The organism is Streptomyces sp. MS06, assembly GCF_047200655.1.
Classification (GTDB): domain Bacteria; phylum Actinomycetota; class Actinomycetes; order Streptomycetales; family Streptomycetaceae; genus Streptomyces.
Genome location: NZ_JBJZOJ010000091.1, coordinates 1 through 23,873 on the forward strand (window position 1 = coordinate 1; position 23,873 = coordinate 23,873).

General features: G+C 71.1%; 15 protein-coding genes and 2 pseudogenes. 5 read left to right on the forward strand and 12 right to left on the reverse strand.

Annotated elements, in window-relative coordinates; translation table 11 throughout:
- Window positions 1-136 precede the first annotated feature (136 nt).
- The 3 genes from ACL02U_RS31095 to ACL02U_RS31105 form a co-directional block, all read right to left on the reverse strand.
- Entirely contained in the window at window positions 137-646 is a 510-nt protein-coding gene (locus tag ACL02U_RS31095; RefSeq protein ID WP_412794339.1) for a GNAT family N-acetyltransferase, read from the reverse strand.
- A gap of 7 nt (window positions 647-653) precedes the next feature.
- Window positions 654-1,976 carry an APC family permease gene (locus ACL02U_RS31100; protein ID WP_412794340.1) on the reverse strand — a complete coding sequence of 441 codons (1,323 nt, stop codon included), beginning with the start codon at window positions 1,974-1,976 and terminating at the stop codon, window positions 654-656.
- A 307-nt stretch (window positions 1,977-2,283) separates the two neighbouring features.
- On the reverse strand, window positions 2,284-3,483 hold the full coding sequence (locus ACL02U_RS31105; RefSeq protein ID WP_412794341.1) for a collagen binding domain-containing protein: 1,200 nt from the start codon (window positions 3,481-3,483) through the stop codon (window positions 2,284-2,286).
- 459 nt (window positions 3,484-3,942) lie between these two features.
- Here ACL02U_RS31105 and ACL02U_RS31110 point away from each other — a divergent pair, with 459 nt between their 5' ends.
- Together ACL02U_RS31110 and ACL02U_RS31115 are read left to right on the forward strand one after the other, a co-directional pair.
- Window positions 3,943-5,340, forward strand: a complete 1,398-nt coding sequence (locus ACL02U_RS31110) for an FAD-binding oxidoreductase (protein WP_412794342.1) — start codon at window positions 3,943-3,945, stop codon at window positions 5,338-5,340.
- Window positions 5,341-6,394: 1,054 nt separating this feature from the next.
- The gene (locus ACL02U_RS31115; RefSeq protein ID WP_412794343.1) at window positions 6,395-6,682 is read left to right on the forward strand and encodes a metal-sensitive transcriptional regulator; all 288 of its coding nucleotides are present in this window, start codon (window positions 6,395-6,397) and stop codon (window positions 6,680-6,682) included.
- 120 nt (window positions 6,683-6,802) lie between these two features.
- Here the strand turns inward: ACL02U_RS31115 and ACL02U_RS31120 are convergent, their stop codons facing one another.
- The 3 genes from ACL02U_RS31120 to ACL02U_RS31130 form a co-directional block, all read right to left on the reverse strand.
- Entirely contained in the window at window positions 6,803-8,965 is a 2,163-nt protein-coding gene (locus ACL02U_RS31120; RefSeq protein WP_412794344.1) for a SpoIIE family protein phosphatase, read from the reverse strand.
- A gap of 187 nt (window positions 8,966-9,152) precedes the next feature.
- The gene (locus tag ACL02U_RS31125; RefSeq protein WP_412794345.1) at window positions 9,153-10,268 is read right to left on the reverse strand and encodes a DUF1996 domain-containing protein; all 1,116 of its coding nucleotides are present in this window, start codon (window positions 10,266-10,268) and stop codon (window positions 9,153-9,155) included.
- Window positions 10,269-10,540: 272 nt separating this feature from the next.
- Window positions 10,541-12,664 (reverse strand): discoidin domain-containing protein, encoded by a 2,124-nt coding sequence (locus ACL02U_RS31130; RefSeq protein WP_412794352.1) that lies wholly within the window; start codon window positions 12,662-12,664, stop codon window positions 10,541-10,543.
- 565 nt (window positions 12,665-13,229) lie between these two features.
- Between ACL02U_RS31130 and ACL02U_RS31135 the strand changes: the two genes are divergently transcribed.
- Window positions 13,230-15,770, forward strand: a complete 2,541-nt coding sequence (locus tag ACL02U_RS31135; RefSeq protein WP_412794346.1) for a discoidin domain-containing protein — start codon at window positions 13,230-13,232, stop codon at window positions 15,768-15,770.
- A gap of 148 nt (window positions 15,771-15,918) precedes the next feature.
- Here the strand turns inward: ACL02U_RS31135 and ACL02U_RS31140 are convergent, their stop codons facing one another.
- The 3 genes from ACL02U_RS31140 to ACL02U_RS31150 all read right to left on the reverse strand — a co-directional run bounded on the left by ACL02U_RS31140 (window position 15,919) and on the right by ACL02U_RS31150 (window position 18,690).
- Entirely contained in the window at window positions 15,919-16,971 is a 1,053-nt protein-coding gene (locus tag ACL02U_RS31140; RefSeq protein WP_412794347.1) for a ParB/Srx family N-terminal domain-containing protein, read from the reverse strand.
- A 437-nt stretch (window positions 16,972-17,408) separates the two neighbouring features.
- Window positions 17,409-18,245, reverse strand: a complete 837-nt coding sequence (locus ACL02U_RS31145) for an undecaprenyl-diphosphate phosphatase (protein WP_412794348.1) — start codon at window positions 18,243-18,245, stop codon at window positions 17,409-17,411.
- A gap of 187 nt (window positions 18,246-18,432) precedes the next feature.
- Window positions 18,433-18,690, reverse strand: coding sequence for a hypothetical protein (locus ACL02U_RS31150; RefSeq protein ID WP_412794349.1), 258 nt, complete (start codon window positions 18,688-18,690; stop codon window positions 18,433-18,435).
- 144 nt (window positions 18,691-18,834) lie between these two features.
- Between ACL02U_RS31150 and ACL02U_RS31155 the strand changes: the two genes are divergently transcribed.
- Window positions 18,835-19,224 (forward strand): BlaI/MecI/CopY family transcriptional regulator, encoded by a 390-nt coding sequence (locus ACL02U_RS31155; protein ID WP_412794350.1) that lies wholly within the window; start codon window positions 18,835-18,837, stop codon window positions 19,222-19,224.
- Window positions 19,225-19,871: 647 nt separating this feature from the next.
- Here ACL02U_RS31155 and ACL02U_RS31160 read toward each other — a convergent pair.
- The 3 genes and pseudogenes from ACL02U_RS31160 to ACL02U_RS31170 form a co-directional block, all read right to left on the reverse strand.
- A pseudogene (locus ACL02U_RS31160) lies at window positions 19,872-21,108 on the reverse strand (IS256 family transposase); the annotation flags it as partial.
- Window positions 21,109-21,356: 248 nt separating this feature from the next.
- Complete coding sequence (locus ACL02U_RS31165) at window positions 21,357-21,683, reverse strand: hypothetical protein (protein ID WP_412794351.1); 327 nt, start codon at window positions 21,681-21,683, stop codon at window positions 21,357-21,359.
- Window positions 21,684-22,113: 430 nt separating this feature from the next.
- Window positions 22,114-22,665, reverse strand: a complete 552-nt coding sequence (locus ACL02U_RS31170) for an HAD domain-containing protein (RefSeq protein WP_307680365.1) — start codon at window positions 22,663-22,665, stop codon at window positions 22,114-22,116.
- 117 nt (window positions 22,666-22,782) lie between these two features.
- Between ACL02U_RS31170 and ACL02U_RS31175 the strand changes: the two are divergent.
- Window positions 22,783-23,553, forward strand: a pseudogene (locus ACL02U_RS31175) (transposase).
- The last annotated feature ends 320 nt before the right edge of the window (window positions 23,554-23,873 follow it).

Sequence of the window (23,873 nt, forward strand, 5' to 3'; positions counted from 1 at the left end):
GCGCCGTGGCGGTCCCGGCGCCGTGGCGGTCCCGGCGCCGTGGCGGTCCCGGCGCCGTGGCGGTTTCGGTGGTTCGGTGGCGGGAGACCGGTGGGTGCGTCTCCCAGAGTCCACGGCGTGGACGGCCGCATGAGCCTCAGGCCAGATCCGTGCGCGGATCGACGACCCAGTGGTTGCAGCGCAGGACCCGGTCCGCGAAGGGCACGTCGGTCTCGCCGAGGCGCCGGAAGCCGAGCGAGCGGCAGATGCCGTTGGATGGCTCGTTGCCGATTCCCGGGAAGGCGTGCACCTCGCCCCAGCGGTCCGCTTCACGGGCCCGTTCCAGCAGGGCGCGCACGGCGCGCTTTCCCCAGCCCTGCCCCTGGAACTCGGGAAGCACCATCCAGCCCACCTCGGAGATCGGGCCGTCGGCTGCCGGGTGCGACCACAGCACCACCGATCCCGCCACCCTGCCGGGGACGGCGGGATCGGGCACGATCATCTTGATCCAGGAGGCGTCCGCGGCCGCTTCGGCCGCGTCCCTGCGCACCTTGGCCTCGATGCCCTCCCTCGGCAGCGGACCGCCCAGCTCGGCCATCATGGCGGGGTCGCAACGCATCCGTACGTAGGCCTCGACGTCGTCGGCCGTGACATCGCGCAACCGCATCGCGGCCTCACCGCTCGCGTTCGGCGGTGTGCGGTGCGCTTCCGGGTGGCAGGGCGCGCCCGCGGGCCCGGATGACCGCCTCGGCCAGCACGGCGGTGCCGAGCATGGCGCCGAACACGCCGAGCTGCCGGGGAATGTTGGCGGCGGCGTACGCGGTCAGTGCTAGGAGGCAGCAGACGCATGCCACCGCTCCGGCACCGGCGGCGATCCGCACGGCGGTGCGCGCGTCCGGGACGCGGGCGGCGGCCACGTTCACCGCGGCGAAGACGATCAGGAAGCCCGCCGACCCCATCAGGCTGATGCCTTCGATGTCGACCAGGTTGACGACCAGGAGGGTGCCGAGGGTGGTGGCGATGAGCCCGCCGATCGGGCGGTGCCAGACCGGCTCGGCGAGGTGCTCGGGAAGTTCGCCGTGGCGGGCCATCAGGTAGGTGAACTTGGCGGTGCCGTAGAGGGTGGCGTTGATGGCGCTCGCGGTGGAGACCACCGCAGCGATCGCGATGAGGGAGAATCCCGCCTGGCCGAGCAGCGGCCGGGCCGCGACCGCCAGGGCGTAGTCCCGGTCGTGCGCGATCTGCCCGGGAGTGAGGTTGCCGACCGCGACGAAGGCGACCAGCACGTACAGGACGATCACACTGCCCAGGGAGATGAGGTAGGCGCGCGGCAGGGTGCGTTCCGGTTCCGCGGCGTCCTCGGCGGCGTTGGCGATGAGTTCGAAGCCCTCGTAGCCGAGGAAGATCAGCGTTCCGGCGTAGAGGATGGCGCCGCCGTGCGGGAACGCCGACGGCGCGACCCGGGCGGTGTCGACGAAGGCCAGCCCGCCGACGCAGAAGACCAGCAGGACGGCCACCTTGAAGTAGACGAGCACCGCCTCCGCCCGCCCGACGATCTGGGCGTCGGCCATGTTGAGCGCGGCGAAGCAGATCACGACGGCGCTGCCGAGCAGGCGGTGCCAGCCGCCGGACAGGCCCAGCAGCGCGGCCAGATAGGAGCCGAAGGCCACGGCGTAGAGCCCGAGCATCACGAAGTAGCTCAGCCACAGCAGGAGGTTCAGCGGTCCCGCCACCCGCGGGCCGAAGGACCGGTCGAGGAAGGCGGCGGTACCCCCGCGGCTGCGGACCCGAACCGACAGCAGGGAGTACGACACTCCCGTCAGGGCCGCCACGACACCGCCGACGAGGAAGGAGACGTAGGCCCCGGCTCCCGCGACCTGCACGGTCAGCCCCAGCACCGAGAAGATCCCGCCACCGACCATGCCGCCGATGCCGATGGACACGAGGGCAGGCACTCCGAGCCCGGTCGACCGCTTCCGAACCTCTGATGCCGCCACCCGGCCTCCTCGTGTCCCGGCCCGCCGAGGGAGGGTGCGTGCGCGGGCGCGGACCGATCATCACACACGGCCAGATGCGGGGAAGCGCCGGGCCCGCGCCGGACGGGCCTGCCGCATCACGCGAGCAAGGGGCGCCGCGGGAGCTGCCCCGTCACGCGAGCACGGGGTGCCTGCGGCGGCTGCTGCCGCAGGCGCCCACCGATGCCGGCTCGCCCGCCCGCCGCGCGGTGTGCCGACAGTGCCCGTGGCCGGGGCGGGAGGGCGGTCCACCGGAGGGGGCGGCCGCGAGCGCCGGAGGCACCGGCGGTCAGTCGCCCCGGGACGCGCGGGCCAGTTCGATGTCGTGGGCGGCGACACCGCTGCCGTCGACGCTGACCCCGGAGGCCCTCGGCGGATAGCCCGTCGCTATCACCGTGTACGCGCCGTGGTCCACGTCCGCGAAGGCGTACGCGCCGTCGGAGCCGGTCGTGGTGGTGGCCACCACGGTCCCGGCGGCGTCCACCAGCGTGACCCGGGCGTGGCCGAGCGGAACGCCCGCCCCGCGCACGGTGCCCCGGACGGGGACGCCGGACCGGAGCTCGACATCGAGCCGGGTCATACCGCTGCCGGCCGTTTCCGCGGCCAGGGCGACCGGCCGGTGGCCCGGTGCGGTGACGGACAGCGTCACCGCGCCGGGGGCGAGGCCGGTGACCGTGAACTCGCCTTGCTCGTCGGTACGTTCGGTAGCGAGGAGCTCCCCGCGCCCGTCGGTGACGCTGACCACCGCCCCGGCGAGCGGCGTGCCGCTCGCCGCCGAGCGGACCGTCCCGGTGAGGCCGTTGACCGAGTCGAGGACGACGTCCCGGGCTATCGGCGAGTCCCCGACGACGAGGGTGGTCGCCTGCGGCAGGCGGCCGTCCGCGGCGGCGATGAGGACGTAGGTTCCCGGTCCCGGCGCGGTGAGGTGGTAGGCCCCGTCCCCGTCGGTGGCGGACCGGCCGAGCTGGCGCCCTTCGAGGGAGATCAGTGTCAGGGCGGCGCCGGTCACCGGTGCGGAGCCCGCGCAGCGCACGCGTCCGCGCACCGGGGTGCCGCCGGTGGACGGCTCCTCGGCGGACAGTCCCGGCACCGCGGTCACCAGTTCCGCGACGGCACGGGCCAGCGGCACTGCCACCGCCGCGCCCAGTTCGCGCTCGTCCGAATCCCGTTCGCCCGGCTCGCGCACGCCCGACTCCCGTTCGCCCGACTCCCGTTCGCCCGACTCCCGTTCGCCCGGCTCGCGCTCACGCCCCTCCCGCTCGCCCGCCGCCCCGGTGCTGCTCTCCGCCACCGCCCCGTCCGGCGCGGCAGCCTCTCCGGCTCGGGTCCGGCGCCGCCGGATCAGGGCCGCGGCCAGGAACAGGGCGAGCACCGCCGCACCGGCTCCGATCGCGAGGACGACGCCGTTTCCGCTTCCGGGAGACGGCAGCGCGCCGCCGAAGGCGGCGGCCGGGCAGGCGCGGGCGGCCCTGCAGAGAGCGTGGGACATGGGCGGCCTCCGTTGGGCGACTCGGTGCTCCGCCGCTCCCGCGGCGGCGAGTCCCCCGCATCGGCCTGACCAGGGAAACGAGCATCGCGGGATCGCCGGAGGACGACGGTGTGCACGCCGCGGGCTGCACGGCGCGAGGTGACGATACATCGTCAATTCGCCCAGCGGAGGGGGTGGTTCCCCCTTTCGTCTCGCGCACCGGGCGGCTCCGGCCGTGCGGCGGGGCGGGCGCGCCCGCGTGCCCCGTACCGGGCGGCCGCTCTCGCGGCGGACCGGCGCCCTACGGTGTGCGGCGGACGCCGGTGTGGGAGAGACTGGGAGACGGGCGGTGGGCCTCCGGCTCGTCGCTCCGATCCACTGGCGCGGATCGGATCTCCCGCACCTCGCCCCCGCGGTCCGCCCGGACGTCGCGCGTCCGTCCATCCGCGCGTCACCGATGGCAGTCAGAGGTGTGCGGACATGGGTGAGATCAGCCAGACAGCGCTCGACAACCTGCGCGAATCCCTGCGGGGACCTGTCCTCGCTCCTGCGGATCCCGGCTACGACGAGGCCCGCAGCATCTACAACGCCATGATCGACCGACGCCCGGCGGTGATCGCCCGGTGCGTGGACGTGGCCGACGTGCGCGCTGTGCTCGGCTTCGCACAGGAGACCGGTCGAGATCTCGCCGTACGCGGCGGCGGCCACAGCGGTCCCGGCCTGTGCCTGGTCGACGACGGCATCACCCTCGACCTCTCGCCCATGCGCGGGGTACGGATCGATCCGAGCACGCGTACGGCGCAGGTGGGCGGGGGCTGCCAGCTCGGGGACCTGGACCACGCCGCCCACGCGTTCGGGCTCGCCGTACCCGCGGGGATCATGTCGACCACGGGGGTGGGCGGACTGACGCTGGGCGGCGGCCACGGGCACCTCACCCGCAGGTACGGCCTCACAGTCGACAGTCTGCTGTCCGCGGACGTCGTCCTGGCCGACGGGACCTTCGTCACCGCCTCCCAGGACAACCACCCGGACCTGTACTGGGCGCTGCGCGGCGGGGGCGGCAACTTCGGTGTGGTCACCTCCTTCGCCTTCCGGCTGCACCCGGTGGACACGGTCGGCCTCGCCGTGACGGTGTGGCCCGTGAACCGCACCCGCGAGGTGCTCCAGTGGTACCGGGACTTCCTTCCCGCCGCGCCGGAGGAGCTCAGCGGGTTCTTCGCCGTTCTGGCCGTGCCGCCGGGGCCCCCGTTCCCGGAGGAGATCCACGGGCAGAAGATGTGCGGGGTCGTGTGGTGCTACACCGGCGACCTGGAGGACGGCAGCATGGAGAAGGCGCTGGCGGCAGTCGGCACTCCGGCCCCGCCGGCCTTCCACTTCGCGACGCCGATGCCCTACCCCGCGGTGCAGGCCATGTTCGACGCGCTGATCCCCAAGGGGCTCCAGTGGTACTGGCGCGGTGACTTCTTCGACGGCATCCCCGACGAGGCGGTCGCGGTGCACGAGAAGTACGGGCAGAACCTCCCCACGGACCTGTCGACCATGCACCTGTACCCGGTCGACGGCGCCGCCCACCAGGTAGGCGCGGACGAGACTGCCTGGGCGTACCGGGACGCGGTGTGGTCCGGTGTGATCGGCGGCATCGACCCGGACCCCGCCAACGCCGACCTGATCCGCCAGTGGTGCGTCGACTACTGGACCGACCTGCACCCGCACTCCATGGGCGGCTCGTACGTCAACTTCATCGGTGACGACGAGGGTCCGGCACGGGTCCGGGCCACCTACCGCGGCCACTACGACCGGCTTGCCGCGGTCAAGCACACCTACGACCCGGAGAACTTCTTCCACGCCAACCAGAACATCCAGCCCGCCGCCGGGTGAGCGGCCGGAAGGGCGGCAGGAGCCGGGGTGACAGGGGTGGCGTCCGGCCGCCGCGCCCTTCGCCGAGGACCGAGGAGGATCTCGGGGCTGCCGAGCGGACAGGGAATGAGGCTCGCGCACCGTCCGGCGCGCGGCTCCCGCTTCCCGCCCCAACGGGCGGGGACCGGTAAGGCGCCCAAGAAGGCGGGGCGCGGGCCGGCCCGAGCGAGCCACGGGTCCTGAGCACCGCAGGCCCTGGCACCACCGCAGGCCCGGACACCACCGCAGGCCCGGACACCACCGCAGGCCCTGGCACCGCCACGGGACCGGGCACCGCCACGGGCCACATCCGACCGGCTCCGGTCGGGACGTGCTCGACCGCGCCGGATCCGGCCCGCCGAGCGGCCCGGCGTGCCCGCGGTGCTCCGTCGCCGCCGGCACCCCGACCGGCAGCCATGTCACGGGCCGCCGGCGGGCCTCGCGTGCCGGATACGCGGCGGCGACCCTTCGCACACCGCGGCGACCGCCTTCGTGGGGGCCTCCCCCGGGATCGGCGGACGCGCCGTCGCCCACCGCACCGGCGGAGGTGCGGCAACGTGCTCGCACTCGGCGGCGGCGCGATGGGTGGCGCAGACTCCGCCCGGTCACGGTTCCGGCCCTCCGGGGGGAACAAGGCGGCCGCGCACGACGCTGTCACTGATACCCCGCCGGGTATCAATGAGCGAAACCGCTCGGGCCCCGACGACTCGACTCAGGAGCGTGAGCCCCATGGCGACGGCAGGACGCGACCGACCCACCGGGACCGCGCACACCTCTCTCGTGACCGCCTGCGGCCGGACCATCGCCGTGCGGGGCCTGCGACTGGCCCCGGGCGACCGACCCATCAACCGGGTGGCGCTGGACGTGGGGTGCGACCGGGGCGGCGAACCGGGGACGTGGGCAGCGCTCACCGCCGACGAGGCGCGGAGCCTGGCGCGGCTGCTGCTGCGGCAGGCGGGACTCATGGACCCACCGGTCGACGAGGAACCGAATCGGGACGTACAATACCCCTTGGGGTATATCACCGGGAGTGATCGTGGAACTGGAACTTGAGGGCGCGGACCTGAAGTCCGTACTGAACCGACTGCGCCGAGCGCAGGGCCAGATCTCCGGAGTGATCCGGATGATCGAGGAAGGCCGCGACTGCGAGGATGTCGTGACCCAGCTCTCCGCCGCCTCCCGCGCCCTCGACCGCGCCGGCTTCGCGATCATCGCCACCGGGCTGCAGCAGTGCGTCATCGACATGGAGTCCGGCCGCAAGGACGGCGAGGACCCCGAGGCCATGCGCGCCCGCCTGGAGAAACTGTTCCTCTCCCTGGCGTGAGCCCGCGCCGAGCCTCGGTGCGGCGGGGTCCTTCCGCGCCCCGGCCGGTCCACGGCTCCGGCACCTGCCCGACGGTGGAGCCGTGGACCGCCGCCGGCCGGACCCGCGCCGGGGCGGTGCTCACCCTCGCCCCGAGTAGTGCAGCACGAGCAGGGCGAGGTCGTCCGTGCGCTGCCAGTGGCTGCCCGCCTTCCCCACCAGGGTGTCGATGAGGGTGTCCAGGTCGCGGTCGTCGATGTGGGCGAGATGGCGGGCGAGTCCCGCGATGGCGTCGTCCAGGTCCACCCCCGGTCGCTCGATCAGGCCGTCCGTGTAGAACGCGAGCATCAGCCCGGGGGTGAGCGGGAGTTCCGCGACGGGGAAGTCGGCGTCGGTGTCCACGCCGAGCAGCGGCCCGGGCGGCACGTCGACCGGGCGAGTGTCGCCACCGGGCAGCCGCATGATCGGCGGGGGGTGTCCGGCGCTGGCAAGGCAGACCCGGCCCGCGGCGGGGTCGAGCCGGGCGTAGAGGCAGCTGGTGAACAGGTCGGCCCCTAGATCGGTGAGCAGGCGGTTGGCTTCGTACAGCACACGGTCGGGGGTGGCGCCGCTGGTCGCGTGGGCGTGGACGGCGGTGCGGACCTGCCCCATGAGAGCGGCGGCCGCGGCGTCGTGCCCCTGCACGTCGCCGATGACCGCGGCGACGGAGGTGCCGTCGAGCGGGAGGAGGTCGTAGAAGTCCCCGCCGATGTCCATGCCGCGGGTGGCGGGCAGATAGCGGGCGGCGACCCGCAGGCCGGGGATCTCGGGGAGGGTGCGCGGCAGCAGTGCCTGCTGGAGGTCGCGGGCCAGCTCGTGCTTGGTGTCGTAGAGGCGGGCGCGGTCGAGCGCCTGGGCGACGAGTCCGGCGAGAGCGGTCAGGACCGCGCGGTCCTCGGCGGAGAACGGGTGCGGCCGGTCGAAGGACAGGATCCAGCAGCCGACGGGCCGGTCGGACACGATCAGCGGCAGAAAGGCCCACGCCTGCTTGCCGCTGACCCTGGTGGCCTCGGGGTAGACGCGGCGCATCTCCTCCGCGTCGGGGTAGAAGGCGGGGACTCCGCTGCTCATGGCCTGTCCGACCGGGGTGAACGCGGTGTCGAGGGGCAGGCTGTCCAGCTGCGCCATGCTCTCCGGGGAATAGCCCCGGTAGCCGGTGATCCGCAGGCGCCCCGCCTCGACGGCGGACAGCACCAGGCCCTGGGCGCCGAAGGCGGGCATCACCTGGTCGGCCACCAGGTCGATGACATCCTGGACACCGACGACCTCGGTGAGCGAGGCGGCCAGGTGGATGAGCTGGTAGAGACGGCCCGCGCGGCTCGGCCGGAGGGCCTTGACGGGGTCGGGGGACGCGGGAGCGGGCGGGGCAGCCGAGCCGCTGGGCACGATACGCACACTGATGCCGCTGGAGTCCGGGTAGAGGTGGAACTCCAGCCACTGGTCCGGCGGGCGGAGCGCCGTGAAGGCCACCGGGACCCGGCTGATCACCGCCGCGCGGTAGCGGTCCTCGTAGGCGGGGTCGTCGAGCCAGCGCAGCGACTGCCAAGGCAGCGTGCCGTTGAGCTGCCCTGCTTCGGCACCGAGCAGCTCGCAGGCGCCGCTGCTCAGGTAGGTGAAGCGCCCCTCCAGGTCCAGTGCGCAGCTGCCCCCGGGCAGCCGCTCCACGAAGTCGGCCGCGGCCAGCGCCGGGCCGGTCGACCGCTGCCCCAGGTCGGCGGGGAGCACCCGCGGGCGCTCCCCGGGGACCGGTGGCCTTCCGCTCTCGACGGCCTCCTCCACCAGCCGGGCCAGCCTGACGCAGCTGGCAGCGATGTTCCCCCGCTCCCTCTGGGTCATGTACGGCGGACGGGTGGCGGGCCACATCAGCATCAGGCTGCCCCACCGGCGGACTCCGGTGACCGGAGCGCTGGCCAGGGTCAGCGGGTAGGGGACGGCGATCGCGGTGCGGGGATAGGTGCGGGCCATCTCCTCCTGGCTGGCCACCCACACCAGCCGGTCCTCCCGCGCCGCCTCCGCCACCGGGGTCGGCGCGGTCACCGGTATCCGGAGCCACGGCGTCACCAGGTCGGTCGTGGATCCGCACAGCAGGTCGAGGGTGAGATGCTGCTCGTCCGGCGTGAAGAGGTACAGGGCACCGATGGACGCGCCGGTCCGGCGCACCGTCTCCACGAACGCGAGGGCCAACGCGTCCGTCTCTTCCCTCCTGCCGCCCGCGTCTTCCTTCCTGCCGCCCGCCTCGTCCCGCGTGCCACCCGCGCCGCTCATGTGGCACCTCCTGCCCGGTGGGAGCGCGGGATCCCGTGCGGCCGCCGCTGCACGGTCCCGCGCCGCCACCGCGCCCGGCGCACCGGTCCCGCCTATAGGGGGACGCTACGCCTCGGCGGGTCGGTCGGCACCCCGCCCGGTCCCGCCCCGGTGGTCCCGGTGGCGCGGCGCCCCCGCCGGCGTTCGGTCAGGGCAGCCGGTAGTCGCTGTTCAGCGCGGCTCCCTCCTCCGGGTGCGTCTGGTCGTAGCCGTGGGCGTCGCACTGCAGTCCGCCGACGATGCAGTGATCGACCAGGGCCTTGAGGGTGCGGTCCCCCCAGGCGTTGATGAAGTCGTAGTGGAAGGTGTAGCCGCGGCCGCTGGCCAGGTGGACCTGGGACATGTCACCGTCGACCGGGAACGCCATCTTGAACTCGATCATCGGCACCGCGACCGGGTGGTCCGCCGGGCAGACGTTGTCGTTCGTGCCGGGCTTGACCACCGGATACGCCATGTGGCTGCGGTGGTCGGGGGTGTCGAGGTACTTGCCGTCCCAGCAGCTGGGCGCCTGCATCCGGATGTTGAGCTGGGTGCCCGCGGGGCAGTCGGCGGGGAAGTCGACGTTCTTGTAGCTGTTGCCGCACTCCCATCCCTCCACCCAGCCGGGGTTGTCGCGGAAGCCGTCGGGGCCCTGCAGCGGGTTGCCCACGATGAAGCGCAGCCCCTTGGGGAAGGGCCGCACGCTGGTGTAGTCGGTGACACCGGCCTTGTAGTAGATGACCTGGGGGCCGGCGGGAAGGACCTTCCGGTCGCCGTCGTACAGGGACGGCATCCAGTACGCCGAGGCGTCGGCGGGTGCCTTGCAGGCGGTGTCGCCGCCGTCGAGGGAGGCAGTGGTGCTGTACGCGTCGGTGCTGGTGTTGCCCAGGAAGGTGTGGTCGTGCGAGGCGCCGGGCAGGCCGGGGAACACGATGGGGTCGTCGGGGCCGGTGTGCGAGACCGCGCAGTTGGCCTGGAACTCGTGGAAGTAGCGCGGGGGCGGGTTGGCCGTGGACGGCGTGACGCCGGTGACCTGGGGATCGGCGAGGATGTAGCCGTCGCCGTCCGGGTCGTCGCCGGACACCTGCGCGGACACCTGCGCCGCGTGGACGCCGTCGGCGGAGGAGGCGGGGCCGGTGCCGCCAGGGGCTCCGGTGCCGGGGGCTCCGGTGCCGAGGGCTCCGGTGCCGAGGGCTCCGGTGCCGAGGGCTCCGGTGCCGAGGGCTCCGGTGAGCAGGGTGGCGCCGAGGAGGAGTGCGGGCAGCGGCCTGGGGCTCGCTCTCATGTCAGGGTCTCCTGTCGGTCGGGTGGATGACGGGCCGCGTACGGGGTCCGCCCGGTGCGGAGGCCTCGTGCGCGGGTGGTGCCGGGGCGGGCTGCTCGGGTGGTGCCGGGGGCCCGCGGCTGGTGGGGCCGGTCGGCGGCGGCCGAAGTGCGGCGGGGCAAGAGCGCGGCGCGCGCGGTGCCGCCGCCGACCGGACGGCAGGTCAGGTCAGGTCAGGTCAGGTCAGGACAGGTCGGGACAGGTCCCGTCTGGTCAGGTCAGGTCTCGTCAGGTCAGCCGTAGACGCCGAAGTCGTACAGGGAGTAGCCCCAGCTGGTGCCGCGCGCCGTCAGCCGCAGGCGGACGTAGCGGGCGGTGGCCGAGACGTTCACGGTGTCGACGTCTCCGCCTCCGGCGGTGGTGGAGTACACGGTCCGCCAGTCGGTGGCGTCGTCGGAGACCAGGACCGAGTACGCACGCGCGTAGGCGGGGTCCCAGACGAGCCGGACGGTGCGCAGGGAACGGCGCGCGCCGAGGTCGACCTGGATCCACTGCGGGTCGCTCCAGTCGCTGGCCCAGCGGGTGTCGGCGCGGCCGTCGACGGCCAGGTCGGGGGTGCAGGGGCAGTCGCCGTAGGACTGCTGGGAGGAGGAGGCGGTGGCCGGGCGGTTCAGCGCGAGGTCGGTGCCGTCGACCGGCGGGGCGACGACCCGGACCGACCTGGTCTCGATGCCGGCGTTGCCGTGCCCGTCCTCGGCCTGGAGGTAGACCTTCCACACGCCGAGTTTCTGCGGCGCGGTGACGGCGAAGGTGCCGTCACCGGTGGAGCGCCAGGAGGCCTCCACGAGGTCGCTGTCGCCGTCGGCGTAGACACCGCTGAGGAAGACCTTGTAGGACAGCGGATCGCCCTCGGGGTCCCGCACGTCGGCGTGCACGGTGAACTCTCCGCCCGCCGGGGCCGCGGAGGCCGGGTCGACGGACATGGCGCTGATGACCGGCGGGGTGTCGTCGCCGGACACCGAGCCGGTGTACGCCTGCTTGACGGCGTAGTAGGAGAGGCGTTTCAGGCCGTCGGGCACGAGGTTGAACCAGATGCCGCCGAAGTCGTGTTCGGTGCCGTAGTGGAACAGGGTGGCGCCGAGGGCGACGCCCTGGTGCGCGGTGACGCAGTTCCAGGCGCGGGTGTACCCGTCCGCCTTCTGCACGTCGGTCGGCTCGTCGGGGACGCCGTTGGCGTCGTCGGGCACCTCCCACTCACCGGGCGGGCCGGTCTCGGTGATCAGGTAGGGCTTGGTGTAGCCGCCGTCGATCCAGTCCTGGCGGACGTCGCACACGTGGTCGTAGGCGTTCACCGCGTACAGGTCCAGGTCGGGTGCGTTGCGCCGGTAGTACTCCCAGGCGCCGGTCCACGCGTCGGTGGAGGTGACCGGGTGGTCGGGGTCGATGCCGTGGATCCTCACGGCGACCTCGTCGACGAAGGAGGTGTAGGCGTTGCGCTGCGCCTCCAGTGCGCTGCCGCTGTAGCAGTTCTGCAGCCCCAGGACCGACTCGTTGCCGACGTTCCACATCAGTGTGGCCGGGTGGTCCTTGTAGGCGTCGACCCAGGTGGTGAAGTCGCTGAGCACATTGTTCTTGTACGTCGTGTCGGTCACGTAGTCGACGCAGCCGCCGGCTCCGGGGCCGCCGCCGGGCTGCAGCCAGAGCCCGTTGATGACGTGGAGGCCGTTGGCCGCGGCGGCGTCCAGCAGGGTTGCGGTGGAGCCGTCGGTGCCCCAGGTCCGGATGGTGTTGGCGCCCATGGCGCGCACGTCGGGCAGGTAGGTGGCCGCGTCCGAGTTGGCCGGGCCCCAGGTCACTCCCTTGACCGTGTACGGCTGCCCGCCCACCGTCAGCCGCCAGTCGCCCTGGCTGCCCGACACCTTCACGGCACCGGTGGGCGGCGGGGTGCCGCCGTCGGCCGATCCGTAGACCTGGAACTCCCACAGGGAGTACCCGTAGCCGCTGGAGCGGCTCAGTCCCTGCATGCGGACGTAGCGGCCGGTTCCGGACACCGCGAGGTCGTCGGTGCCGCCGTCGCCGCCGGTCACCTTCCTCACCGTGGTCCAGTCGGTGCCGTCGTCGGACACCTGGATCTCGTAGTCCTTGCCGTAGGCGGTCTCCCAGGTGAGGACGACCCTGCTGAGCCGGGACCGCGCGCCGAGGTCGACCTGGATCCACTGCTGGTCGCTCCACTGGCTGGCCCATCGGGTGCCGGTGAGGTCGCCGTCCACGGCGGCGGCAGCGGCGTAGCCGTCGCCTTCCCGGGAGGAGGCGGTGGCGGGTCGCCCCTGGGACAGGAGGGTGTCCGCCGCCTGCGCCCGGGGGGCGAGGGTGAGGGTGGCGAGGGCCGAGGCGAGGAGGACGCCGAGGGCGAGCAGGCACCTCGCGGCGCGTCCGGGTGGAGCGGTGCGGAGGGGTGGGGAGCTGTGCGGGGGCGGGGAGGAGGTGGGGAGAGGTCTGGGCACGGGGGCTCCTGACGGGTGGGGTCGCCGAAAGAGGGCGGGGCGGCTCGGGGCCTGAGGGCAGGCCGGCGCCGCCCGCCCGGTCGGGCGGTCGCGTCGGTCCGCGGGCTCGACACCGGCGGGGGTGGGGGTCCGGTCCTGGGCGAGCGCCTTCCGACCATGCCCGCGGGTCATGCACTGGTCAAGCGATCGGACGCAATTTTCTTTTGGCTTGAGTTAAGTAGTGATCCCTTCGCGGCCCTGCACAGTCGAGACGTCCGAGGTGGCGGCGCTCCGCACCCCCCGCAGGCCCAACAGGACTCGCGCCGAACGCATTTCACTCACTGCCGAGGGCTTGCCATGCGTTCGAAATCACTAGTTAACTCAAGTCTTGAACTAACACGGCGGTGCTTGCTGCTGTGCCCGGACGCGCGGTCCGGCACGGCACAGTCCGGCGTGCGCCGCCGCACGCCCTCGTCCAACCCCACCCGCAGGGACCCGTATGAGATTCAGATCCCTGGGCGTCGCCCTGGCCTCCGTGGCCGCGCTGATCGCCCTCCCCCTCACCCACACAGCGGCCGCCGCGGCCGGGACACCCCTGTCGCAGGGGAAGACGGCCACCGCGTCCTCGGAGGAGAACTACGGCACCACCGCCGCCGACGCCGTCGACGGGGACACCGGGACCCGCTGGTCCTCGGCCGCCACCGACGACCAGTGGCTCCAGGTCGACCTCGGCGCCACCGCCACCGTCAGCCAGGTGGTCCTGAACTGGGAGGCCGCCTACGGCAAGGACTACAAGGTCCAGATCTCCCCGGACGCGAGCACCTGGACCGACCTCAAGACCGTGACCGGCGGCGACGGGGGCATCGACACCCTCGACGTGTCCGGCCAGGGCCGCTACGTGCGCATGCTCGGCGTGCACCGCGCGACCCAGTGGGGCTACTCCCTCTGGGAGTTCCAGGTGTTCGGCAGCACCGACGGCTCCCAACCGTCCTGCGGCACCGGCAACTCCGCCGAGGGCAGGCCCGCTTCGGCCTCCTCCACCGAGAACGCCGGCACCCCCGCCTCGGCCGCCTTCGACGGCGACCTCTCCACCCGCTGGTCCAGCCAGGCCGCCGACCCGCAGTGGCTGCAGGTCGACCTCGGCTCCGTCCAGGACCTGTGCAAGGTGGACCTGAACTGGGAGACCGCCTACGGCAAGGACTTCCAGATCCAGGCGTCCTCCGACGGGCAGAGCTGGAACACGCTGAAGAGCGTCACCGGCGCGACCGGCGGCACCGCCTCCTACGACGTCAGCGGCTCCGGCCGGTACGTCCGGATCTACGGCACCGCGCGCGGCACCGGCTACGGCTACTCCCTGTGGGAGGTCGCCGTCCACACCGGCTCGACCGGCGTCCCGCCGGTCCAGGGCGGCGGGGACCTCGGCCCCAACGTGATCGTCGTGGACCCCTCCACCCCGAACCTCCAGCAGAAGTTCGACGACGTCTTCGCCCAGCAGGAGTCGAACCAGTTCGGCACCGAGCGCTACCAGTTCCTGCTCAAGCCGGGCACCTACAACGGCATCAACGCCCAGATCGGCTTCTACACCTCGATCTCCGGACTCGGCCTCGACCCGGACGACACCCAGATCAACGGTGACGTCACCGTCGACGCGGGCTGGTTCAACGGCAACGCCACCCAGAACTTCTGGCGTTCGGCGGAGAACCTGGCCATCACCCCGTCCAACGGCACCGACCGCTGGGCCGTGGCGCAGGCCGCGCCGTTCCGCCGCATCCATGTGAAGGGCGGCCTCAACCTCGCCCCCAGCGGCTACGGTTGGGCCTCCGGCGGCTACATCGCGGACTCCCGGATCGACGGCACCGTCGGCCCCTACTCGCAGCAGCAGTGGTACACCCGCGACAGCTCGGTCGGCGGCTGGACCAACGGCGTGTGGAACATGACCTTCACCGGCGTCGAGGGAGCGCCGGCCACCAACTTCGACAGCGGCCCCTACACCACTCTGGACAACACCCCGGTCTCCCGGGAGAAGCCCTTCCTCTACCTGGACGGTGACACCTACAAGGTGTTCGTCCCGTCGAAGCGGACCAACGCCCGCGGCGTGTCCTGGCCGGCCGACGCGGGAACCTCCCTGCCGCTCGACCGGTTCTACGTGGTGAAGCCGGGTGCGACCGCCGCCACCATCAACGCGGCGCTCGCCCAGGGCCTCAACCTGCTGTTCACGCCGGGCGTCTACCACCTCGACCAGACCATCCAGGTCGACCGCGCCGACACGGTGGTGCTCGGGCTCGGGCTCGCCACCCTGATCCCGGACAACGGCGTCGACGCCGTGCACGTGGCCGACGTCGACGGCGTGCGGCTGGCCGGCTTCCTCATCGACGCCGGTCCGGTCAACTCCGACACCCTGCTGCAGATCGGCACGCCCGGCTCCTCCGCCGACCACTCCGCCGACCCCACCACCATGCAGGACGTGTTCGTCCGCATCGGCGGCGCCGGCCCCGGCCTGGCCACCAACTCGGTGGTCGTCAACAGCGACGACGTGATCATCGACCACACCTGGCTCTGGCGGGCGGACCACGGCAGCGGCGTCGGCTGGGACACCAACCGGGCCGACTACGGCCTGCGGGTCAACGGTGACGACGTCCTCGCCACCGGCCTGTTCGTCGAACACTTCAACAAGTACGACGTCTACTGGAGCGGAGAGCGCGGACGGACGATCTTCTTCCAGAACGAGAAGGCGTACGACGCCCCGAACGCGGCCGCCATCGCCCACGACGGCATCGTCGGCTACGCGGCCTACAAGGTCGCCGACAGCGTGGACACCCACGAGGCGTGGGGCCTGGGCAGCTACTGCAACTTCACGGCCGATCCGACGATCGTCCAGGCCCACGGCTTCCAGGTACCCGTCAAGTCGGGGATCAAGATGCACGACCTGCTCGTGATCTCCCTCGGCGGCCAGGGCCAGTACGCCCACGTCGTCAACGACACCGGCGCACCCACCTCGGGCACGGACACCGTCCCGTCCAAGGTGCTCCAGTTCCCCTGACGACCGGTCCGGGGAGCGCCTCTCCGACCCCCTGACCGGTACAGGCCGGGGCGGGTGCCGACCCGCCCCGGCCCACCACGTCGCGGCCGGCCCGCGCCGACGGGCCCCGAGGCCCCGGCTGCCGGGGCCGGGGGCCGAGGGCCGGGCGTCAGGACAGGTGGTGCACGGCCTTGTACTGCAGTGCGTAGGCCAGCTTGCCGGGCTTGACGTCGGTGTACGGCCTGCTCAGCTTGCCGAAGTTGCCCTTGTCTGCGTCCTTGCCCTTGTTCCACTCGTCGAGGGCGCCGAGTTCGGTGGCGGTGAAGCCGCTGTCGCCGACCTCGGCGTCCTTCGGGTGGTCGACCTGGGCCCGGGTGATCGCCTCGACCGTCGCCAGGTAGCTGTCGAAGTCGTCGCGGTCCCAGCCGGACAGGTCGACCGGCTTGTCGTCGCGTAGCCAGCCGCCCCAGTAGAACTCCTGGAAGGGCACGGAGTCGGGCTGGAATCCGACCTTCTTGCCGAAGTAGAGCAGGCCCCGGTAGGGGTCGTTCTGGAAGCCGGCCAGACCGACCTGCCGGGGCAGCTTGTTGACACCGATCCGGTTGCCCTGCGCGTCGCGCAGGTAGACCCACTTGTGGGCCTTCATGCGCTTCCAGAACTCCTGCCGGGTCAGGTTGCTGTAGTTGGCCTGCACGATCACCCGGATGTGCGTGTCGAGTCCGCCGATGGGGTCCTCGGCGAAGGACGTGAAGGTGTGGTGGCCGTCGGTCAGGTACGGCTGACCGCCGGGCCCGACGACCACGGTCTTCATCTCGGCCTTGCTCTCCGACGTCTCGGTGCCGACCGCCATCTTGCAGGTGAAGGAGGACGGGTCGAGCAGCGTGGCGTCCGGCTGCGCCGAGGCGACGCCGTCCCGGCCGTCCGTCTCGCACCAGTCGTCGAGAGCGTGGTTGAGCTCGTCCTTGCCGAGGGTCGAGCGGCCGAGCTTGTAGTAGACCTCGTCGTAGCCCAGCACCGACTGGGTCGGGTGCACGTCGCCTATCCGGACGTCCAGCATCTGACCGGACCGCGCGCACAGGTACCGCGCGTACGGGGTGGCGCGGTGGTCGTGGCCGCAGAAGAACGGTCGACCCGCGGCCTGGGCCGGGGGCGCCAGCAGCACGGGAGCGGCCAGCGCCGCGCCGACGGCGGTGGACAGCAGGCGGCGGGACAGGGAGGGCATCGGCTATCAACTCCGTGAGGACGTCGTACAGGGGGCCGGATCCGGCCGGGGCGCCGGCCGGCCGGCTGGCCGTTTACAGGCTGGTCCTCGGGGACGAAAAGTCCCTGTCCTCAGGTTGACGCGCGGATGAACTGCCCGTGCCACGGGCCCCGGTGCCGGCACCGCCGGCACCGGCGTGAGCCTCGGGAGCCACCTCAGCGTCTCGGCGTAGGAGCCGCGGCGCGCTCACGCCGGTCGTCGCCGAGGAGGCCGGCGGCGGCCGGCCGCGGCGCGCGGTCCACGGTCGCGCCCCGGGCGGGCGCCGCGCCCCGTGGTGGTCGCGGTCGCGGCCGTACCGCGGGCGTTCGGTGCCGAACGCCCGCGTCGGGAACGGGGGTCCGCCCCGGGCACCCGGCACCGGCCGCGCAGTCCCGGAACCGGCCGTCCCGGTCAGGCGTTCAGGCGGTCAGGACTCCCGTGGTCAGCAGACCGAGCAGACCGACACCGACGACGATGCGGTAGAGGACGAAGGCGTTGAAGGAGTGGGTGGCGACGAACTTCAGCAGCCAGGCGATGGTGGCGTAGGCGACGACGAAGGAGACGGCGGTTCCGATGGCCAGCGGAGCGGCGCCCACTCCGGCACCCAGGGCGTCCTTGAGTTCGTACAGTCCCGCACCGGTGAGGGCGGGGATGCCCAGGAAGAACGACAGGCGGGTGGCGGCGACCCGGTCCAGGTCGAGGATGAGCGCGGTGGACATGGTGGCGCCCGAGCGGGAGAAGCCGGGGAACAGCAGCGCGAGGATCTGCGAGGTGCCGACCAGCATGGCGTCCTTGAACGAGGTGTCGTCCTCACCGCGCTTGTGCCGGCCCATCTGGTCGGCCGCCCACATCACGCCGGAGCCGACGATGAGCGAGCCCGCCACCACCCACAACGAGGCCAGCGGGCCCTCGATGAGCGGCTTCGCCGCGAGCCCCACGACCACGATGGGAAGCGTGGCGTAGATCACCCACCAGGCGAACTTGTAGTCGTGGTGGTAGCGCTCCTCCTTGTCGCGCAGCCCGCGGACCCAGGCGGTGACGAAGCGGCGGATGTCCTTGAAGAAGTAGACCAGCAGAGCGGCGATGGCACCGACCTGGATGACGGCGGAGAACGCGACGACGGAGTCGTCGTCGACGGGGATCCCCATGAGTCCCTCGGCGATCTTCAGATGGCCGGTGGAGGAGACGGGCAGGAACTCCGTCAATCCCTCGACGATGCCGAGGACGACGGACTGACCAAGACTGATGGCGCTCATCGGGGTCCAAATCTGGGTTGGGTGGGATCGGACGGGTCGGGTCTTGCTCGGTGCGGAGCCTGCGGCCGGTCGGCCCGACGCGGCAGGCGCGCCCCCGTGGTGGACGGGCCGGGCGACTGCCGCCGGCGGTACTGCGGCCGGGCCACGGCCACCGGCTCCGGGGAGGGTGTGTGACGGGGAGCGGCGGTCAGCCGGTGTGCCTGCCGCTCGGCTCCCTCGCACCGCGGGGGCGCCGGCGGGCGCGGACTCCCCCCGGGAGCAGCGGAAGCAGGGACAGGGCCGCGACGGGGGCGACGAGCGGAAGCGGGGTCGACGGCAGCGGTTGACCGGACAGGAAGCGGCCGCCCAGGACCCCGGTCTCGGCGAACGGCACCAGGAACCCGCCTGCGGTTCCGAACGCCGCGAGCAACGAGGTGGCGTCGAGCGGGTTCAGGGCCTGGAACACCGGGGTCCTTTCCGGCCAGGTGCGGCACCGGGTGCGGACTGCTCCCGGGGGCGAGCGCGTGGCACACTCAGGAGGCAGCGAGATCCGCACTGCCGTGGAAGTTCTACACGAATGTAGAAGACGAGCGGGAGAAGAACAAACCCCATGGCCGCCGACCCCCAGGACCGGAGCCCCAGGCGACCCAACGGCGCCCGCGAGGCGGAACTCCTCGCACTGCTTCAGCAGGCGGACGACGCCCTGACTCCCGGGGATGTCACCGACCACCTCGACGGCGAACTGTCCTACAGCACGGTGGTCACGATCCTCACCCGCATGCACGCCAAGAACCTGCTCAGCCGCACCCCGCGCGGCCGGGCCTACGCCTACGCCCCGGTGACCGACGACGCCGGTTTCGCCGCCCGCCGCATGCGCACCGTCCTGGAGGAACGCCCCGACCGCGAGGTCGTGCTTGCCCGCTTCGCGGACGCCCTGTCCGACACCGACGCCACCCTGCTGCGCCAACTCCTCGACACCGAGCACAAGCCGGAGACCTGAGGCGCCACCAACCCCTCTGGACAGACATATCCGCGGGTCAGCGGACCCTTCTCCGCGGCTTGAGAGGCACGGGCGGCAGCTCGGAAGCAACCAGCGAGGCGCGTCGTAGCCCTTGACCTCGCCGAAGCGGGTGCCCTCCGCCCAGTCCCGCTATGTGCCGGAACTGGATCGGCCGCACCCGCGAGCCTGTGCGAGCTCCTCCTGGAGGGACCGTGCACTCATTTGCGTAGCTCAGCAAAGGTCTGGGTTGCTGACGATCAGCAACCTGTCAGCATCGGCCGCGAGGTCAGCAAGTCATGACCCCTGGCTCGTGGGACGGGGGGTTCTTCGAGGAGTGTGAGCATCGCGGTCGCGGTGGAGCGAAGTGTCCTCAGCCGTACAAGATCCAGTATCGGTCCGCGACCGGGAGCCAGGCGAAGGAGTCGGGCTTTTGAGACTTATTGATCAGAAACTCATGGTGTTCACTCGTTGCAACTGAGCGTTTCGCCTGGCGATTGAGCCTTCGGGCTGGCGGACCGAACGGCAAACCTGGTGGGCACGGCACCGAACGAGGCCGCCGCCTGACCCGGGTGTGTCCAGCGAGTGGTGTAACTCGTGGGTTGGCTGTTACCGCTGGGTCGCGGTGAGGCGGCCGTCGAAGGCGATGTGAAGGCTTGGAGGGCCGGCTTCCATCGCCTGGTCCAGCGTTTCGCGCCGTTCCCGGTCGAGTCCAGGCTCATGACCGCGAGGTAGACGCACTTGAGGGCGGCCTGCTCGGTGGGGAAGTGCCCGCGGGCGCGGACGGCCTTGCGGATCCGGGCGTTCACACTCTCGATTGCGTTCGTCGTGCACACGATCTTGCGGATCTCCACGTCGAACTGGAGGAAGGGGGCGAACTCCGCCCGGGCGCGTTCCCACAACCGCACGATGGCCGGGTATTTCGCTCCCCATTCCTCGGAGAACTCCAGGAACCGCTCCATGGCGGCCTCCTCGGTCGGTGCCGTGTAGACCGGGCGGAGGGCCTTGGCGATCTTCTCCCAGTCCTGGCGGCCCGCGTACTTGAAACTGTTGCGGAGCAGGTGAACGACGCAAGTTTGCACGATCGTCGCAGGCCAGACGGTGTTCACCGTGTCCGGGAGTCCGGTCAGCCCGTCGCAGACCAGCATCAGGACGTCCTGCACCCCCGGTTCTTGATCTCGGTGAGGACCTGAAGCCAGTACTTGGCGCCCTCGCCGCCGTCGCCGACCGACAGGCCCAGGATGTCGCGGGTGCCCTCGGCGGTCACGGCCAGCGCCATATAGACAGGACGGTTCGCGACCTGCCCGTCCCGGACCTTGACGTGCACACAGTCGATGAAGACCACCGGATACACCGCGTCCAGGGGCCGGTTCTGCCATTCCAGCATGCCGGCGACCACGCTGTCGGTGATCGTGGAGATGGTCTGCTTCGACACCTCGGTGCCGTAGACCTCGGCGAGGTGTGCGGAGATCTCCCCGTGCGTGAGTCCCTTGGCGGACAGCGACAAGACCATCTCGTCGATCCCACCGAGCCGCCGCTGCCGCTTCTTGACCAGCATCGGCTCGAACGTGCCCGCCCGGTCCCGGGGAACCTCGATCTCGACCGGGCCGACCTCGGTGACCACCGTCTTCGCCCGGCGCCCGTTGCGGTAGTTCTCCCGCCCGCCTTCGGACTTCTCGCCGTGCTCGTGGCCCAGATGGTCGGTCAGCTCGCCCTCCAGGGCGGGCTCCAGCACCCGTTCAGCTGCTGCAGCAGACCTCTCTCGCCCGTCAGCCGCAGCCCATCGGCCTGGGCCCGCGCCACCAGCCGGGCGACCAGCTCGTCATCCACACCGGCTGCTGGCTCTTCTGCCCGGCCCTCGGTCTCGGTGACACTCACGTCGGTCATCAACTTCCGCTTCCTGATCGGGACTTACACCGATCACCGTACAGATGTTGCCGTCAAGCGCCTGGGTCACCGTCACCGGCTATCCCATCAGAGCGGAATCAGTCTGGCACGTGCTTTCGTCAGGGTCGGCTATCGGTAGCGGAAATACGGGACCCCCTGACATTTCCCTCAAATAACTCCGCCCCTACTTGTACTCAGCAGACCCCATACCCCTGTCAACGCCAGGCGCGTCACCGAATGTACAATCCTCAATCCTCGACCGGGTCCACGCGAATGGGATCAGCACCTCCCAGATAGAGCATGCACCCCGCATCCTCCTGCTCCGAGTTCTCCGGTGGGACCACGTAGATGCCAGCGATGGGCGCGGGAATCCAGCCTAGATTGCGTGGAGGATCATATTCTTCGTAATGCCCGACATGGAGGCGCATCGGCGGAATGGAAACCGCACAGACGTCTCCCACGCGAAGCTCGGACGCCGCCGGTTCGAGCTGGTACGGAACCCATTCCTCGCTAAATTCGCCATGAGGAAGTGCAACTGTTCCACTCCATCGAAAATTCGTGGAGTTGTCGATCACTCTCCAAGGCCATTCCAGCGTGATGTACCGAGCGCTCACCGCGGCGACTCGAGCGCTTGCTGGCTCGCAGGAGACAATGACTTCGCTGCCGACCTGAGGAAACATGTCTCAGCACCCCTGATTCAGACCGCTAAACAGAGCTGGTGCGGGCGGAGTTCTAGCCGCGCGCACCAGCTCATCCTACATCCCTAGCAGAGAATTGACCTGATCAGCTCTCCCGCCAGAACATCCGGAACGGTGAAGCTTTCGGACCACCGGGGAATTTCGGGCCACCAATGACGAGTTCTGGGTCCGACGATAGTGCCGAGTGACAGCTCCAGCAGACATTGCGGGAAGCCGCACCGAACGCGATCTCTTCGTCGTCAGCTAAGAGCTGTCCCGTAATGATCGTGCGGAACCGCACTGCAGACTCTTTCGATTGGTTCTGGATTCAGTCCAGGCCGGTCGCCCATGCCGTCAGCGCGGCGAAGTCGTTGTTGGCAAGGCCGGATCGGGGGTCGACCCGATGCAGTAGCGCGGGACCGTCGTGGTGCTCGTTCACCCAGGCACGATCCGCCTCTGTGATCTCGTCGTCGATCCAAGCGAACGCCCGGCCTTTGGCCCACGCGACGATCTCCGGCGTCTTCCAGAACACACCGCCGCCGGGCTCGGCGCGCGGCGAGGACCAGGCGATGAAGGGCAGCTCGGGCAATCCCAGTACCGGTGCGACGAAGGCGTTGGCTTCTTCCTCCCACGTCGTCGCCCACACCAGGTCGAAGGGAAGCGCGTCCAACGCCGGGCCGTGATTCGGGTTGAGCCACACACGCAGCGGTTTCACCGGCTTGTTCGGCAGCCCCCACTCTGTCAGCCGACGCCGCTCGGCGGTCTCCCAGCGCGGCGTCAGCAGCCGGTGCGTCTCGTATCCCTCGGGACGTCGATGCGGCTTCGCGGCATACGGATTCAGCGGTCCGTCCACATCCACCAACAGCACTGGACGCACCAGCCCACCTCCTGATCCTGACCCGCACGGTACCGGCCGATGAGGAGACCGCCCAGCGAGATTCCGGCAGGCAGCGATCTCCAGTACGTCGGGGCTCCGGGCGGATGGGACGATCTTGCGGTGTCTGGTGTCATCACGGCGTCAAAGCCGTCCTGGATAGCCCCGTTCACCGGCCTGAGCCCGCGTCAGTTCGGCAAGCTGATCGCCGCGCTCCGGCGCGAGGGGGCAGATCCTATACGCAGGGACCGGCCGTGGAGTCTGCCGCTGGAGGACCGAGTGCTGCTGGTCGCCGCGTACTGGCGGACGAACCTGACCCTGCGCCAACTGGCGCCGCTGTTCGGGGTGTCCAAGTCCGCAGCCGACCGGATCATCGACCACCTCGGACCCGCGCTCGCCCTCCAGTAACGCAAGCGGTTCCGCAAGGACACCGTGCTGATCGTGGACGGCACCCTGGTCCCCACCCGCGACCATCAGGTCGCCGAGCAGTCGAAGAACTACCGATACTCCACCAACCACCAGGTCGTCATCGACGCCGACACTCGGCTGATCGTCACGGTCGGCCGCCCATTGCCCGGCAACCGCAACGACTGCAAGGCTTGGGAGCTGTCCGGCGCCAAGGACGCAGTCGGCCGCACCACGGTCATCGCGGATGGTGGCTACCGCGGCACCGGACTGGTCATTCCGCACCGCCGCGAACCCGGCCGGGGCGATTTGCCGGCCTGGAAAGAGGAGCACAATGCCTCCCACCGAAAGGTCCGCGCCCGCGTCGAGCACGTCTTCGCCCGCATGAAGACCTGGAAGATCCTCCGCGACTGCCGTCTCAAAGGCGACGGCATCCACCACGCCATGCTCGGCATCGCACGAATGCACAACCTCGCACTTGCCGGGTGACACAGGAACAAGCAGGTCACCCAGCACACCAAAGATCATTTACGGGACAGCCCTTAGGCCATTCAGGATGGTCGTCTCTGCGTGGCCCTCGCCCTGCACGAAAGCGTCCTTGGCCCACTGCGACCAGCTATCGGGAGCTTCCCCGTCGTGGTTCACCGCAGTACGGATCGAGACTTTTCCTGTCGTTTTATTGCGAACCCCGACGACCAGGGCTGTTGCAAGGTTAGTTGATCTTGCGTTTGCGCTGGTCAGCGGGCCCGTGTCCGAGACGGACGAAGCTCCGTTGCTCATCGATGACCTCTCAAGTCCTCGATGAGCAA